This is a genomic window from Nitrosospira multiformis, from assembly GCF_900111585.1.
Classification (GTDB): domain Bacteria; phylum Pseudomonadota; class Gammaproteobacteria; order Burkholderiales; family Nitrosomonadaceae; genus Nitrosospira; species Nitrosospira multiformis_B.
In genome coordinates this window covers 1-14,308 of record NZ_FOHI01000002.1, presented here as the reverse complement: position 1 = coordinate 14,308, position 14,308 = coordinate 1, and the positions used below count along the sequence as shown (strand labels likewise).

The following is a 14,308-nucleotide window of genomic DNA, read 5'->3' as shown; positions in this document are numbered from 1 at the left end:
GGCTGAGCGCGGCGGCATGACCTTTTGCTTGTAGCTCGATTGCTTGCAGAGATTGTATGGAAAAGCAAGATTCCAGCGAAAAACCTCTGATCCTCATCACCGGTTCTGAAGGCAGAATCGGCAGGGCGATTGCAACCGAGCTGGGCGACAAGTTCAGAGTGGTGGGCTTTGAACAGAAATGCGGCACCGATGTTGACTGCATCAGTGTCGATATATCTTCTGACGCGGCAGTATTGCGCGCGTTTCAGCAGCTACGGAAAGCCTACGGGCAACGGATTGCCTCTGTCATCCATCTTGCTGCCTTTTACGATTTTTCGGACGAACCCAATCCCTTGTACGAGGAGGTCAATATAAGGGGGACGCGCCGGCTTTTGAAGGCGCTTGAATCGTTCGAAGTGGAGCAATTTATCTATGCAAGCACTATGCTGGTGCATGCGCCAACGGAGCCCGGCCTGCCTATCAATGAGGAGTCACCGCTCGCGCCAAAATGGCCTTACCCGGAATCCAAGGTAGCGGCGGAAAAGGAAGTGCGGGCGTATCATGGACGCATCCCGTTTGTGATATTTCGCCTTGCCGGCGTCTACACCGACTGGTGCGAAGTACCCTCGCTCAGCACCCAGTTCCAGCGTATCTACGAACGCCAGTTGCAAAGCCATGTGTTTCCCGGAGATTCTTCGCATGGTCAATCTTTTTCGCATATCAATGACATTGCTCTCGCTTTCCGGCTGGCGGTGGAGCAGCGCTTGCAGCTGCCCGAAGAAACCACCCTCCTGATCGGCGAGCCGGCGACCGAAAGTTACGAGAGCCTGCAGAACCTGATCGGTCAGTTGATTCACGAGACACCGTGGGTCACGCATGAGATTCCCAAATCCATGGCTGTTGCCGGCGCCTGGCTCCAGCTCCGGATCGAGGATATCGTACCGGATGCCATCGACCGCGGGATTGAACCCTTTGTCAAACCATTCATGGTGGCATTGTCCGATGATCATTTCGAGCTCGATTGTTCGCGCGCGAAAAAGCTGTTGAACTGGAGTCCGCGGCATATGTTGCGCGAGTGCCTGCCGAGGATGATTGCGCGGCTGAAACACAATCCGGCCAACTGGTACAAGCGCAACAAGCTGCCGTTGCCCACCTGGCTGGAAGAAATGGAAAAAAGCAATCTGCCGAGCGCAACGCTGATTACCCAAAGCCGTGAACAGGAAAGGAACGAGCACAGGCAAAGCCTGTGGTGCCATTTTGCAAACGTGGCTCTCGGGCTATGGCTGATAGCAAGCCCGTTCACTTTCGGGCTGACGGAGTCCTGGATGATAAGTGAGGACATCGTAACGCCGAGTCAACGGGGATCAGCGATGTCTGCAACCTGGATGACGACAAGCGATATTACTACCGGTCTGCTGATCGTGATATTCGGCTTTCTATCGTTGGCGCGTGACTACGGCTGGGCGCGCTGGATTACGGCGTTGCTGGGGGTCTGGTTGCTGTTTGCGCCGCTCGTCTTCTGGACTCCGAGCGCGGCAGTTTATGCCAATGATACGCTGGTAGGCGCCTTTGTCATTTTATTTGCGGTGATCGTGTCACCTCCGCCGGGTATCGGAGCGGTTGCGCGTACCAGTGGGCCGGATACTCCGCCAGGCTGGAGTTACAGTCCTTCCGGAATGACCAATCGTTTTCCCATCGTGGCGCTGGCGTTCGTGGGGTTGTTTCTTTCGCGCTATATGGCTGCCTTTCAATTAGGTCATATTCAAGATGTCTGGGATCCGTTTTTTGGCGAAGGTACCGCCCATATCATTACTTCCTATATCTCCGAAGCATGGCCGGTGGCGGACGCGGGCCTGGGTGCGACAGTCTATGTGCTGGAAATCCTCACGGGCGTGATCGGCGACAAGCGCAGGTGGCGGACGATGCCCTGGATGGTGCTGTTCTTTGGGATATTGATTGTTCCACTCGGGGCGGTCAGTATTTATTTCATCATCATCCAGCCGATTCTGCTGGATACCTGGTGCACGCTTTGCCTTATTGCCGCAGCTGCCATGCTGCTACAGATTCCGTATTCCTTCGATGAGATTCTTGCCACGCTGCAATTCCTCAAGGATCGAAGAAGGAAAGGTAAATCGTTATGGCACGTATTGTGGCACGGAGATACGATGGAAGGCGGTGGACCGGATTACTCGGGCGGTTTCGAAGGGCCGCCCCTGGCTGTGCTGCATGAAATCATGGCTACCGGCGTGCGCTTTACCTGGGGCATGTGGGCAAGCATCCTCATCGGTGTCGCGCTGATGTTTTCCCGCGTCACCTTCGATACCGCTGGCACTGCCGCCAATGGCGATCATCTGATGGGTGCTCTCGTTGTCACCTTCTCGATCATGGCCCTGAGCGAAGTGGGTCGTCCGCTGCGTTTGGCCAACATCATATTCGGCGCCTGGTTGATTCCGGCGCCCCTTCTGCTGACCGGCTATACCGGACTGGGAGCGGTAGCCAGCGTCACGGCGGGCGTATTGCTGATTCTGCTCGCACTGCCGGTTGGTCCGATCAGGAGTCATTATGGCGCTTGGGATCGCTGGAATTCCATCGGAGCAGTACGGCGTAATTGATAAGGCTGAGCGGGTACCGAGTAGGAAACCAAAACCTTACGAAGAGAAGACGGCGCGCTCATCGATCTCCTGCTTGCAGCGTGTCGGGAGAAACGACGGCTTGGAGCAGTAACTCCCCGAGATTATGGTTCCCTTTTTTCTGCGTGAACCACCATATCGAACCTTTCCGGATGGTCCATTGCGCGGGATCACCTGACATGAGCAAAGCGGCAACTTCTCCGAGCGTAGGCTGATGACCTACCACGAGCACCGCACCTTTCGCATCGGGCCATCCTGCTGCCTTCAGAACCGCCTTCGGGGAAACACCGGGGCCGATTTCTCTGACCGTCTCAAAATCTTTGTCGAGTGCGGAAGCCGTCTGCTGGGTACGCTGGGTTGGGCTGACGAGGATGCGTGTGTTCTTCGGCAGCCTGGGCTTGAGCCAGGCGGCCACGAGGTCCGCTTGTTTTCGCCCTTTATCGGTAAGTTCCCGTGCACTATCGGGAATGCCATCCTCAGCCTCGGCATGACGCCACAATATGAGCTCCATGATCTTCTCCTGAGAGCTGTTGTAATATTTGGAAGTATAGAGGAGATTCAGTGCTTGTCGCGTTCATACCAGGAGTAGCATCTGAATCAGAACAATATGATGTTCTGTTACCGTCACCCCTGGGCACGTACGGAAGCGAAATGCCAAGCGAAGCGGACTGGTTGCTTGACGAACTGATTGTAACGCGGTCGGATCGGAACCAGAGCGGGACAGACACGGGAGTGGTAGATATTACTCCCTGGGTTACCCGACGGCTATAGGGCAGGTAGTTATAGGCGGGCATAGCGCCCGCCGTCTTATCGATTAGGACTTCAACGCCGACATGGGGGCGCCAAAATTGATGTGGAAAGGTGCTCCGTTGATTACCAGCGCCGGAACAGACTGAACGCCAGCTGCTTCGGCAGCCGCGATCCTGTCCTTTTGCTCGCCGAGATGTACGAGTTCAACCTCGTAGCGATCGGGATCCAGGGCTTCAGCAATCTGATGCTCGGCCTCGACACATACGGGACAGCCAGCGTGATAAAAGGTAGCAGGTGTTTTCATAGTCGATCTCTCCAAAAAAATAAATATCGATGGGGAACTGCCCCCACTCGCACCACCAATGACGGTGGTCATGCGAGCCCGACATTATAAACGCGGGCTCATCCTTGTGCCAGCGCTCCCCCATTGAGGAACCGGAAGCAACTGTACCATCTCGATCTTTCAGGAATCTGGATGAGGCTGAAGTGAGAGTGCCAGTGAATAAAGCCTGTTTTTACTTTCGCCGCTGATTTCCGCAGTCAGCCTCACCGCCTGCTTGAGGGGCAATTCGTGCATCAGCAGCTGAAGTGTGCTGCGCGCCTGCTCGCTCAGCTCGGCTTCCTTCGGAGGCTCAGCCCCCGACAAAATGAGTACGAACTCGCCCTTGCGGCGATCGGAATCAGCCTCCAGCCAGGCAAGCGCCTCACCCAGGGGACAGCCATGAATGGTCTCGAACACCTTTGTCAGTTCCCTGGCAAATGTAATCCTGCGATCCCTTCCAAATACCTCCGTCATATCCGCTATACACTCGAGAATACGATGTGGCGCTTCGTAAAATACGAGGCTGTAGGGATGCGGCTTCAGGTTGGCAAGCGCACGGCGCCGCGGGCCGCTGCTGGTGGGAAGGAAACCGTAAAACAGAAAATGTGGATTGGATATGCCGGCAACGGATAGGGCGCATGTTGCCGCGTTGCAACCCGGAATCGGCACGACTTTGAAACCCTGCTCCCTTACAAATCTGACGACAAGCCCACCCGGATCCGAGATTGCCGGAGTGCCCGCATCGGTCACTATGGCCACCGTTTTGCCTTGCGAAAGCAGTCCGGCAATTTTTGTAAACAACGCACTTTCGTTGTGGCGGTGCAGGGCAAATAGCGTTTTTGAGATGGCGTAGCGTGCAAGCAGATGCTTTGTCGTACGGGTGTCTTCCGCCGCAACGACGTCAACCGCCGCAAGCACATCAAGGGCTCTCAATGTGATATCGCGCAGATTGCCTATGGGTGTAGCGACGACGTATAACGTAGCGGGGATTACAGTTGCTTTAGATTGATCCATGCAAGCGATTCCACAGGCTCTGTTCTGAGGATGGTTACCAATGACTGGATTTTAAAATATCCATCGCGTTTGATTCCCCATGCAAAATGGGGCTGGAATTGATGCGTTTTGCAAGGATAGCGGGAAATGAACCTTAGGTTGAAGGGGAACCAAGCCGAGCGGTACGCGGAAGCGTTTCTTGCGGGCCACAAGCTTGTGCTGGTACAAAGAAACTACCGGTGCCGTTTTGGTGAAATTGATCTCATCATGCACGATGGGGAAACTCTCGTGTTTGTCGAAGTGCGGATGCGTACCAACGGGAATTTTGGGGGCGCAGGCTCCAGTATCACTTTATCGAAACAACGCAAGGTGGTGCGTGCAGCCCGACATTATCTGCTCTCGCTGAGAACCGAGCCCTGTTGCCGCTTCGACGCGGTGTTATTATCCGGCAATGATGGGCGCGACATCGAATGGATCAGGAATGCTTTTGATGGTAACTATCCGTAATACTGGTTGCGGCTTTGGACTGATGCATGGCCTCGCTAGCATGGATGCTCATTCCGTTTGAAATATTCTTTTTTTAAAGGCATCATTTTACTGGTTTCCCGAGATGCCTGTGGCGTGACCTGAATTTTCAACGCGCCGCTTGCCGTAGCCGGGAGCCCGATATATCTTTAGCGCAGATGCTATTATTGTACGTTTATCGTCTATTGGGGAAATCGATGCAATATCTTGATTTGAAATCGCTCTTGCTGGTTTTTTTCCTGCTTCCGTTTTTGTCTGCCTGCGGCCTGATAGCCGCCGGGGGGATGGCGGCCGGGGTTGGAACCGGGGTTGCAATGTCGCAGGACCGCCGTACAAGTGGTATGTTTGTAGAGGATGAGAGTATCGAGTTTAGAAGCGGTCAGCGTATCAGTGAGAAATTCAGCTCGGACGTTCACGTGAACATCACCAGTTTCAACCGGAACGTCCTGCTCACCGGCGAGGCGCCTTCTGAAACAATAAAAGAAGAAATTGGCAATCTCGTGAGCAACGTTGAAAACGTGCGTGATGTAACCAATGAAATTACCGTCGGCAGCCCAAGCTCATTTACCTCCCGCGGCAATGACACACTGATCACTTCTCTGGTGAAGGGGCACTTTATGGACTCGGGTCGGTTTCAGGCCAACCACGTCAAGGTTGTCACCGAGGACGGCATTGTCTATTTGCTTGGACTTGTAAGGGGAGAGGAAGCGGAGAATGCTGAAGATCTGGCCAAGCGGGTCGACGGTGTCAAGAAGGTGGTGAAGGTGTTCGAGTACATGGAGTAAGCTTCCGGCCTTGCTGAAGAAGGCGAGTCGATTTTCCAGTTCCGCACCCGTGGAATGATCTGTCTTTTCACACATCCTTGATGCTTTCTGCCACACATATTGCGCAGCTTGGCAAGCTGTTTCCACCAGATCGGGTCTATACCGATCCGGTGGATTGTTATGCGTATGCATACGATAATACCCGGAAGGTTTTTCCGCCCGATGCCGTGGTATTTCCGTTGTCTGCCCTGGAAGTTCAGGCAGCAGTGAAATTCTGTAACGAGACCAGGATCCCGCTTGTACCTCGGGGGCGAGGCACCGGCACTTCGGGTGGCAGCCTTCCGGAATCCGGTGGAATTGCGTTATCGCTGGAACGGATGGTGCGCGTCCTCAAGGTTGATCCTGCCAATCGCGTACTCGTTGCTGAGCCGGGGGTCATAAACCAGACAGTCCAGGATATTGCAAGAACGCATGGTTTCTTCTGGCCCCCGGACCCTTCCAGTGCGGCTTTTTCGAGTATAGGGGGAAACCTTGCCACCTCGGCCGGCGGACCGCATGCGGTAAAGTACGGAACCACCCGCGATCATGTGCTGGGAGTGAAGGCAGTTACCGGCAAGGGCGAAGTGATCCGAACGGGCTGCTATACGACCAAGGGCGTCGTGGGGTACGACCTCACCCGGCTTCTGATTGGCTCCGAAGGCACACTGGCAGTTATTACCGAAGCCACCCTCAAGCTCACTCCGCTTCCCCAGGCGTTGGGGGGGGTGACAGCCTATTATGGCGACCTCGCCGGCTGCACAGATGCTATTGTCCGGGTCATGACGCTTCCGCAGACTCCAAGTGCGCTGGAGTTTCTCGATGCCGGGTCACTGAACCTGATAAGGAGCCGGTTTCCCGGTATGCTTCCTGCCGATGCGCACGCCATGCTGATGATCGAAGTGGATGGTACCGAGCACTCAGTCGCAGAATCACGTGACGCAGTTCTCAGGGCTTGCGGGGGCAGCGGATTGATTCAGGCCACGCCGACGGCAGATGCTGCAACGCTGTGGCGAGCCAGAAAAACATTATCGCCGTTATTGAGGGATATTGCGCCAAAAAAAATCAATGAGGACGTAGTCGTGCCGGTTTCGGCTCTGCCGGAGTTTCTGCTGGGACTCACCGGGTTGAGTGCGAAGTATCGACTTTCCAACATCAATTTTGGTCATGCCGGAAACGGCAATATTCATGTCAACCTGTTGGTGAATCCGGAATCTGCGGACGAGATGCAGCGGGCGGAAATGTGCCTGAACGAGATATTCGACCTTGTAATCGAACTCAACGGCACCTTGTCAGGAGAACACGGCGTCGGTAGCGAGAAAAGAGCATATATCGGAAAAGAGATCGATCCGGTCACCATGGAACTCATGAAGGAGATCAAGCGCGTGTTTGATCCCAACAATATCTTGAATCCCGGAAAGCTGTTTCCATAGCCACGGATGTGCGGCTTGCGAATCGGCAACGGGAATGTTGCCGTATTTGTTCAACTGTTCAAATTCAAGATTAGCAAAACGCCTTGCTAACCCGAAGTTTTCAAGAGCTGGGAGATGTCGTGGGCGAAGACGTCTGCGCCTTTATCATTACTGACGTAGAGTCGCAACTTCCCCTTTGTATCGTAGATGTAGGTTCCGGTGGAGTGGTCCACGCTGTCATGCTGATGGGCGCCGCCTTGTTGCTTCTGGTAGACGACGTTAAATTCTTTCGTGGTCTTTTTTATCGCGCGTTCGTCGCCATACAGACCGAGGAAGCTGGGATTGAAGGCAGAGAGATATGCTTTCAGGACTTCAGGTCGGTCGCGCTCGGGATCGACGGTAATAAACAGCACTTGCACACGCGATGCATCGGCGCCCAACATGTCCATCGCCGCCGCAAGATTTCCCATGGTCGCAGGGCAGGCATCAGGACAGTGAGTGTAGCCGAAAAATACTGTGACGACCTGCCCTTTGAAGTCGGCAAGGGTTCGGATCTTCCCGTTGTGATCAGTGAGGTTGAAATCTTTGCCGAAATCGGCGCCGGTAATGTCCGTCGAAAGAAACGCGGGCTTTTCCGTCTTGCTACATGCTGAAAGGAGCGGCGCTGTCAGTAGCGCCGCTGCCAACCATACTACAAGTTTGTAATAGTGCGGTCGATGCCTCACGCATGTCCCTTAGAAACGTATGTAATGGTCTACCAGGAGTGCCGCGAACAATGCTGCCAGATAAACGATCGAGTAGCGAAACGCGCTTCGGGCCAGTTGATCACTGTAGCTGAGGTAGATTTTTACTGCATAGTATAAAAATATCACATCCAGCACTATCGCGCCGACCAGATAAATAAGCCCGCTCATCTGAGTGGCATAGGGCATCAATGTCACCGCGATGAGTATCAGTGTGTACAGCAGAACATGCAGGCGCGTAAATTTGTCGCCGTGGGTTACCGGCAGCATCGGCATGCCAACCTTTGCATATTCCAGTTTGCGATAGAGTGCAAGCGCCCAGAAATGGGGCGGCGTCCATGCGAAAATAATCAGAAATAAAAGCAGAGCGTCAGCCGACACTTCGCCCGTTACCGCAGCCCAGCCCAGAACGGGCGGCATTGCGCCGGAAGCGCCGCCGATGACGATATTTTGCGGGGTCATCGGCTTCAAGATCACAGTGTAGATAATCGCATAGCCGACAAAGGTTCCAAGCGTGAGCCACATGGTCAGCGGATTGACCAGTTGATGCAGTATCAGCAGACCCGCGCCGCCAACAAGCGCCAGGAACACAAAGGTTTCAGGCGAGGTAACGGTCCCGCGAGGCAGCGGGCGCCCACGCGTGCGGGCCATGACAGCATCGATTTTCTGCTCGACAAGGCAGTTGACGGCTGCGGCAGCTCCCGCAACGAACGCTATCCCCACCGTGGCAAAGATGAGCGTATCCAGGGGTACAACGCCCGGAACGGACAGAAACATGCCTATAACGGCCGTAAAAACAATAAGCGATACAACTCGCGGCTTGGTTAACCGGTAAAACTGCTGCACACGCGAAGCAGTTTGCTGCCAAGCAATACTCGTTGTAGCCATAACGTTTCGTCTCCTAATTATCGCGGGTTCGCCGCCCGCCGTTTCGACAAATCAATGTGAATCACGAGTGGTCTATGTGCAAGAGTAGTTCCCCTGCTCACACCCATCCAGTTGCCGTATCTTTCAGTGTTTCATATCCGTACCCATTGCATGTTCCAACTGGGATACCTTGAGCAGCCGCTTGATGTCTTTCGCCATCTTTCCAGGGTCAGGATCCTTTGGAAACCGCATCATCAGATTTCCGATGGGGTCTATCAGATAAATATGATCATGCTGTGAACCGGCGGCCGGGACCTCCTTGAGCAACTCACTGTTTTTCGCCCGGATGACATGCATTCCCTCGTAGTCTCTCAGTACTTCTGGGGAAGGCTTTTGCTCGTCATCGATCAGCCACAACCGCTCGATGCGATCCATTTCGGCGTTTTGATAGGTACGCACTTGACGCATGTAATAGAGCTTCTTCTGGCATTGCTCGGCACACGCCCCCGAGTCGATCGACATCAGCACCCACTTGCCGCGAAGGTCGCGCATGCGAAAAATTGTCTGGTCCGCGTCGTTCAGCCCCGTCCCTTTCAATTGCCTAACCTCGATCAGATCCCCGTAATTTACGGGCTGAGGCCGCACATTCCAGAAATACAGTGTATAGGAAGCTATAAAGGGCGCGCTCAATACCAGCGCCAACAGTATCAACGTCCGTCTATTCTTTCTAGTAACGCTCTCGTTTGACACTTAGCACCAGATAAATAATCAATACGGCGAAAGCCATCGCAAACCATTGGAAGGCATACCCGATATTCTTGCCCGAGCCGGAATCAGGTCGAGGCCATTCCCGCACCAAACCATCATTCGCTTGATCTTTCTGCAGGATCATCACCGGCTGTAGCTTCAGGCCAGTGCTGCTTCGATAACGTTCGAGGTCCAAGTTTTCCCATACCTGACCGGATACCTGATCGGGAGACAATTCCAGGGTTTTTTGCATTGCTGTCGTCGCAATGCCCGAAACCAAAATCTTCCCACCTGGCGTAGCCACTTCCGGCAATTTACTCCGATCGCGGGTTGCCGCTATCCATCCCCGGTTTACCAGAACGTGCATCTCACTGTTACCGACTCTCAATGGAGTTACAATCTGGTAACCCGCGATACCCTTGTATATCTTGTTATCAAGATAGATCGTGTGTCCCGGTACGTATTCACCCCGAGCTTCAACTTGATGATATTGAAAATCTTCAAGCTTTACCGGATGATCAGGGAGCGTAATTGCCGGCTCCTGTGAAAGACGGTCGAGCCGCTCCTGCCGGGACTCCTTTTCCTGCGCTCGCGAGAGCTGCCAGTTACCAAGTTGCACCATAATCGTTATCACAGCTATTGCAGCTACTGTTGACCATAATCGTGGCGTAAAACGCCAGCCTGAAATAGTCATTGGATAGGATGCGAAACTCGGCTAAACTTCTTTCTGAAGACCTAATAATTCGGGATCAAACCTTGAAAATCGTTATCGTACTGCTTCTGTTTCTCATATTTGCCAGCCTGGGGTCCGCGCTCTACTATCTGGTCAAGGACAAGGGACATGACACACGTGTTGTCAAGTCCCTGACCTTGCGTATTGGATTGTCGCTTTTTCTGTTCACCCTTCTGATGGTGGGAACCTACTTCGGCTTTATTCCACTTTGAGCGAAGAGGCTCCCCATCCTGGTTACCTGGCTGCCCTTCTTATATCAGCCAGTAAACAAATATGAACAGGCCCAACCAGACCACGTCCACGAAGTGCCAATACCATGCCACCCCTTCAAAACCGAAGTGATTCTCGGGTGAAAAGTGACCCTTCAGCACGCGGCACCAGATGACGAACAGCATAATGGAGCCGACCGTCACGTGAAAGCCGTGAAAGCCGGTCAACATGAAGAACGAGGCGCCGTAGGCTCCGGTAGTTAACTTGAGATTCATCTCGGAGTAGGCGTGCGCGTACTCATACGCCTGCAACCCCACGAAGAGAAATCCAAGGGCAAATGTAAGGAACAGGCCCAGTTTGAGCTGCCCACGCTTGTTCAGCTTCAACGCCCAGTGCGCCCAAGTGACGGTTACACCAGAGGTCAGCAGCAGCAGGGTATTGAAAGCTGGAAGACCCCAGGGACCCATGGGCATGAACTTCTCGGTGATGCCGGGACCGGCGGTGGGCCAGTCTGCGGTGAAGTCCGGCCACAGTATTTTGTTATCCAGGTCGGCAAGATCCGGTATGGAATGCATGCGCATGTAGTACAGGGCGCCAAAAAAAGCCCCGAAAAACATGACTTCCGTAAAGATGAACCAGCTCATCCCCCAGCGGAAAGATTTATCGACCTGCTTGTTGAATTTGCCGCTCTCGCTTTCGCGAGCCACAGTGCTAAACCAGCCGAAAAGCATGTACACCAGTATGGCAAAACCCGTGGCAAGCAATCCATAACCCACTGGTATCCTGTTGACCGAAAATGCGGCACCGAACCCCATGAATAACAGCGCTATTGACCCTGTGATGGGCCAGGCCGACGGCGCTGGAACGTAGTAGTGACCTCCTCCTTGTTGGCTCATGCTCTTTCTCCTGCGTATTTGAAATTGATTCTAAGTAACTATTTTAACCACTAATACCAAGGTCATGACGAACAGGGCGGCACCGATGAGGCCGCCAATGATTACCTGCGCCGGCGTCAATGAACTCGCATCGCTGTCGAGGTCACTCTGTTTGCGCACTCCAAAAAATGCCCAGAAGACCGCTTTTGCAATCTGTAAAAACTTGCCTCTGGGCTGTTGCTTGTTATCTTCTTTCAAATCTGGTCCGCGTTGATATCCAAGCTGGCAGTATTATCGTTACCCAACTCAAAAAAGGTGTACGAGATGGTAACCGTATTGATATCGGTTGGCAGACCTGGTTCGATCAGGAACTGAACCGGCATTTGCCGTACCTCTCTCGGTTTCAATACCTGCTTGCTGAAACAGAAACACTCGAGTTTTTTCAAGTGTTTTCCCAGTAACTGAGGACTGTAACTCGGTATTGCCTGACCGTTGATCTCCCGGTCGGAGTTATTTCTCACCTCATAGACCACTTGTGTCAACTCGCCCGGGTGCACACGCACACTGGACTGCAGAGGCTTGAACTGCCAAGGCAGCCCCCGTGTGTTGGCATCCAGTTCCACCGTTACCCATCGGGCCGTATCAACCTGGGTATTTTCCACCAACGTATCCGCCTGTAACAGATTGTTGAGGCCTGTAACTTCGCAGATCTTTTCATAAAACGGAACAAGAGCGAAGCCGAAGCCAAACATGATTACAGTAAAGATCAGCAGCTTCCTGAGTACGACGGAATTCGCTTCAGTTACGTTCATCACCAGTTTTTTACAATAACCGCAACAAAGAGTGCTATTACAGTCGCGAGCAGAAAGAGGGCTGTTCTGATTGCACCACGCCTTCTTTCTGCATCGTCCTTCATATTATTCCCCAATTCTTAACGAATAACAGGGGGGGTTTCGAAGCTATGGTAGGGAGCCGGTGATGGCAGCGTCCATTCCAGAGTTTTTCCGCCTTCCCACACTTCTGCGGAAGCTTTCGCGCCACCCCGAATGCATTTCAGCACCACGTACAGGAACAGCAACTGGCTCAAACCAAACCCAAAGGCACCAATGCTGGAAATCATATTGAAGTCCGCAAATTGCAGCGCATAGTCGGGAATACGGCGGGGCATGCCGGCCAATCCGAGGAAGTGCTGCACGAAGAAGGTGAGATTGAAGAAGAACATGGACAGCCAGAAATGCCATTTGCCCAAGGTCTCGTCATACATGTGGCCCGTCCACTTCGGCAGCCAGTAGTAGGCACCGCCAAATATCGCGAACAGCGCACCGGACACCAGCACATAATGGAAGTGGGCAATAACGTAGTAGGTATCCTGCACCTGGATATCGATCGGGACAATGGCACACACCACGCCGCTGAAGCCGCCAAGGGTAAACAGGAAGATGAAGCCGATGGCAAACAGCATGGGCGTCTCGAAAGTCATGGAGCCACGCCACATGGTAGCGGTCCAGTTGAACACTTTCACACCGGTTGGCACCGCGATCAGCATGGTTGCATACATGAAGAACAGTTGCCCGGTTACCGGCATGCCGGCGGTGAACATGTGGTGCGCCCAGACGATGCAGGAAAGAATGGCGATGGAAGCGGTTGCATACACCATCGAGGAATATCCGAACAGCGGTTTGCGCGCAAAGGTTGGGATGATCTCAGAGACGATACCAAATGCCGGCAGAATCATGATGTAGACTTCCGGGTGCCCGAAGAACCAGAAGATATGCTGGAACATCACGGGATCACCGCCGCCCGCCGCATTGAAGAAATTGGTACCGAAATTGCGGTCGGTCAGCAGCATGGTCACCGCCCCAGCAAGCACCGGCATGACCAGCACCAGCAGATACGCAGTGATCAACCAGGTCCATACGAACAGCGGCATCTTCATCAGGGTCATGCCAGGCGCGCGCATGTTGAGAATGGTGGTGATGATATTGATCGATCCCATGATGGAAGAAGCGCCCATGATGTGAATCGCAAAGATCGTCATGTCCATCCCCATGCCCATCTGCACCGACAACGGCGGATAGATTGTCCAGCCGCCGGCAGGCGCTCCACCCGGCGCAAAGAAGGAACCCAATAGCAGCAGCGCCGCAGGCGGCAGCAGCCAGAAGCTCCAGTTATTCATTCGCGCAAAGGCCATATCGGGAGCACCGATCATCATCGGTACCTGCCAGTTGGCAAAACCGACGAAGGCCGGCATGATGGCCCCGAAAATCATCACCAACCCGTGCAGGGTGGTGAGTTGGTTGAAAAATTCGGGATTGACGATCTGTATTCCTGGCTGGAATAGCTCCGCCCGGATAGTCAGCGCCATCACGCCCCCTGTCAGGAACATGATGAAGCTGAACCACAGATACATCGTGCCGATGTCCTTATGGTTCGTGCTGGTCAGCCAACGCATCAAGCCCGTGGGATGATGATCGTGGGCATGTGCAATGTCGTGATCGTGTACTGCTGCCATGGTTTCCTCCTTGAGGCTATTATCTGTGTTGATTGATTTCGGATGGCTGGACGGCATCGCCTGTCGAATTGCCGAAGGAATTGCGCTGGTAGGTGATCACCGAGGCAATATCCACGTCCGACAGATGCTTGAATGGCGCCATTGCCGTGCCGCTCTTGCCATTCATGACGATGTTGATGTGGCCATCCTTGGGCCCGGTGGCAACTTTCG

At 53.6% G+C, this 14,308-nt stretch carries 17 protein-coding genes; 5 read left to right on the top strand and 12 right to left on the bottom strand.

Translation table 11 applies throughout. The features are described 5' to 3' along the window. Positions 1 to 56 precede the first annotated feature (56 nt). Positions 57 to 2,591, top strand: a complete 2,535-nt coding sequence (locus BMW46_RS03155) for an NAD-dependent epimerase/dehydratase family protein (protein WP_074704663.1) — start codon at positions 57 to 59, stop codon at positions 2,589 to 2,591. Between the two features lie 58 nt (positions 2,592 to 2,649). Here BMW46_RS03155 and sixA read toward each other — a convergent pair whose 3' ends face one another. The 3 genes from sixA to rsmI all read right to left on the bottom strand — a co-directional run bounded on the left by sixA (position 2,650) and on the right by rsmI (position 4,695). Further along, on the bottom strand, positions 2,650 to 3,120 hold the full coding sequence (gene sixA / locus BMW46_RS03150) for a phosphohistidine phosphatase SixA (protein WP_074704659.1): 471 nt from the start codon (positions 3,118 to 3,120) through the stop codon (positions 2,650 to 2,652). Positions 3,121 to 3,423: 303 nt separating this feature from the next. Next, positions 3,424 to 3,663, bottom strand: a complete 240-nt coding sequence (locus BMW46_RS03145) for a thioredoxin family protein (protein WP_074704656.1) — start codon at positions 3,661 to 3,663, stop codon at positions 3,424 to 3,426. Positions 3,664 to 3,822: 159 nt separating this feature from the next. Continuing rightward, a complete protein-coding gene (gene rsmI / locus BMW46_RS03140; RefSeq protein ID WP_074704654.1) occupies positions 3,823 to 4,695 on the bottom strand; it encodes a 16S rRNA (cytidine(1402)-2'-O)-methyltransferase in 873 nt (290 codons plus the stop codon). A 126-nt stretch (positions 4,696 to 4,821) separates the two neighbouring features. Between rsmI and BMW46_RS03135 the strand changes: the two genes are divergently transcribed. From BMW46_RS03135 to BMW46_RS03125, 3 genes are all read left to right on the top strand, one after another. Beyond that, positions 4,822 to 5,181, top strand: coding sequence for a YraN family protein (locus BMW46_RS03135; protein ID WP_074704651.1), 360 nt, complete (start codon positions 4,822 to 4,824; stop codon positions 5,179 to 5,181). Positions 5,182 to 5,396: 215 nt separating this feature from the next. Next, positions 5,397 to 5,984: a BON domain-containing protein gene (locus BMW46_RS03130; protein ID WP_074704648.1), complete on the top strand. Its 588-nt coding sequence runs from the start codon at positions 5,397 to 5,399 to the stop codon at positions 5,982 to 5,984. 80 nt (positions 5,985 to 6,064) lie between these two features. Further along, entirely contained in the window at positions 6,065 to 7,432 is a 1,368-nt protein-coding gene (locus BMW46_RS03125; protein WP_074704646.1) for an FAD-binding oxidoreductase, read from the top strand. 86 nt (positions 7,433 to 7,518) lie between these two features. Here BMW46_RS03125 and BMW46_RS03120 read toward each other — a convergent pair whose 3' ends face one another. The 4 genes from BMW46_RS03120 to BMW46_RS03105 all read right to left on the bottom strand — a co-directional run bounded on the left by BMW46_RS03120 (position 7,519) and on the right by BMW46_RS03105 (position 10,462). Then, positions 7,519 to 8,097, bottom strand: coding sequence for an SCO family protein (locus tag BMW46_RS03120; RefSeq protein ID WP_256376934.1), 579 nt, complete (start codon positions 8,095 to 8,097; stop codon positions 7,519 to 7,521). A gap of 48 nt (positions 8,098 to 8,145) precedes the next feature. Beyond that, entirely contained in the window at positions 8,146 to 9,042 is an 897-nt protein-coding gene (gene cyoE, locus BMW46_RS03115; protein ID WP_074704640.1) for a heme o synthase, read from the bottom strand. A gap of 123 nt (positions 9,043 to 9,165) precedes the next feature. After that, positions 9,166 to 9,711: an SCO family protein gene (locus BMW46_RS03110; protein WP_256376933.1), complete on the bottom strand. Its 546-nt coding sequence runs from the start codon at positions 9,709 to 9,711 to the stop codon at positions 9,166 to 9,168. Between the two features lie 37 nt (positions 9,712 to 9,748). Further along, entirely contained in the window at positions 9,749 to 10,462 is a 714-nt protein-coding gene (locus BMW46_RS03105) for an SURF1 family protein (RefSeq protein ID WP_074704633.1), read from the bottom strand. Positions 10,463 to 10,524: 62 nt separating this feature from the next. Here BMW46_RS03105 and BMW46_RS03100 point away from each other — a divergent pair, with 62 nt between their 5' ends. Continuing rightward, on the top strand, positions 10,525 to 10,713 hold the full coding sequence (locus tag BMW46_RS03100) for a twin transmembrane helix small protein (RefSeq protein ID WP_074705612.1): 189 nt from the start codon (positions 10,525 to 10,527) through the stop codon (positions 10,711 to 10,713). Positions 10,714 to 10,752: 39 nt separating this feature from the next. Here the strand turns inward: BMW46_RS03100 and BMW46_RS03095 are convergent, their stop codons facing one another. The 5 genes from BMW46_RS03095 to BMW46_RS03075 all read right to left on the bottom strand — a co-directional run. Further along, positions 10,753 to 11,607, bottom strand: a complete 855-nt coding sequence (locus BMW46_RS03095) for a cytochrome c oxidase subunit 3 (RefSeq protein ID WP_074704630.1) — start codon at positions 11,605 to 11,607, stop codon at positions 10,753 to 10,755. Positions 11,608 to 11,637: 30 nt separating this feature from the next. Beyond that, positions 11,638 to 11,844 carry a DUF2970 domain-containing protein gene (locus BMW46_RS03090; RefSeq protein ID WP_074704627.1) on the bottom strand — a complete coding sequence of 69 codons (207 nt, stop codon included), beginning with the start codon at positions 11,842 to 11,844 and terminating at the stop codon, positions 11,638 to 11,640. Further along, positions 11,841 to 12,398 (bottom strand): cytochrome c oxidase assembly protein, encoded by a 558-nt coding sequence (locus BMW46_RS03085; protein ID WP_074704624.1) that lies wholly within the window; start codon positions 12,396 to 12,398, stop codon positions 11,841 to 11,843. The genes BMW46_RS03090 and BMW46_RS03085 overlap by 4 nt, the downstream gene beginning before the upstream one ends. 119 nt (positions 12,399 to 12,517) lie before the next feature. Continuing rightward, positions 12,518 to 14,098, bottom strand: a complete 1,581-nt coding sequence (gene ctaD / locus BMW46_RS03080) for a cytochrome c oxidase subunit I (RefSeq protein WP_074704621.1) — start codon at positions 14,096 to 14,098, stop codon at positions 12,518 to 12,520. 19 nt (positions 14,099 to 14,117) lie between these two features. Next, on the bottom strand, positions 14,118 to 14,308 hold a 191-nt coding region (locus BMW46_RS03075; RefSeq protein WP_371113490.1), incomplete at its 5' end, for a c-type cytochrome.

What these genes read in the sequence shown, in the direction of transcription:
- BMW46_RS03155 (WP_074704663.1), top strand. Translation starts at nt 57, where the DNA reads ATGGAAAAGCAAGATTCCAGCGAAAAACCTCTGATCCTCATCACCGGT.
- sixA (WP_074704659.1), bottom strand. Translation starts at nt 3,120, where the DNA reads ATGGAGCTCATATTGTGGCGTCATGCCGAGGCTGAGGATGGCATTCCC.
- BMW46_RS03145 (WP_074704656.1), bottom strand. Translation starts at nt 3,663, where the DNA reads ATGAAAACACCTGCTACCTTTTATCACGCTGGCTGTCCCGTATGTGTC.
- rsmI (WP_074704654.1), bottom strand. Translation starts at nt 4,695, where the DNA reads ATGGATCAATCTAAAGCAACTGTAATCCCCGCTACGTTATACGTCGTC.
- BMW46_RS03135 (WP_074704651.1), top strand. Translation starts at nt 4,822, where the DNA reads ATGAACCTTAGGTTGAAGGGGAACCAAGCCGAGCGGTACGCGGAAGCG.
- BMW46_RS03130 (WP_074704648.1), top strand. Translation starts at nt 5,397, where the DNA reads ATGCAATATCTTGATTTGAAATCGCTCTTGCTGGTTTTTTTCCTGCTT.
- BMW46_RS03125 (WP_074704646.1), top strand. Translation starts at nt 6,065, where the DNA reads ATGCTTTCTGCCACACATATTGCGCAGCTTGGCAAGCTGTTTCCACCA.
- cyoE (WP_074704640.1), bottom strand. Translation starts at nt 9,042, where the DNA reads ATGGCTACAACGAGTATTGCTTGGCAGCAAACTGCTTCGCGTGTGCAG.
- BMW46_RS03105 (WP_074704633.1), bottom strand. Translation starts at nt 10,462, where the DNA reads ATGACTATTTCAGGCTGGCGTTTTACGCCACGATTATGGTCAACAGTA.
- BMW46_RS03095 (WP_074704630.1), bottom strand. Translation starts at nt 11,607, where the DNA reads ATGAGCCAACAAGGAGGAGGTCACTACTACGTTCCAGCGCCGTCGGCC.
- BMW46_RS03085 (WP_074704624.1), bottom strand. Translation starts at nt 12,398, where the DNA reads ATGAACGTAACTGAAGCGAATTCCGTCGTACTCAGGAAGCTGCTGATC.
- ctaD (WP_074704621.1), bottom strand. Translation starts at nt 14,098, where the DNA reads ATGGCAGCAGTACACGATCACGACATTGCACATGCCCACGATCATCAT.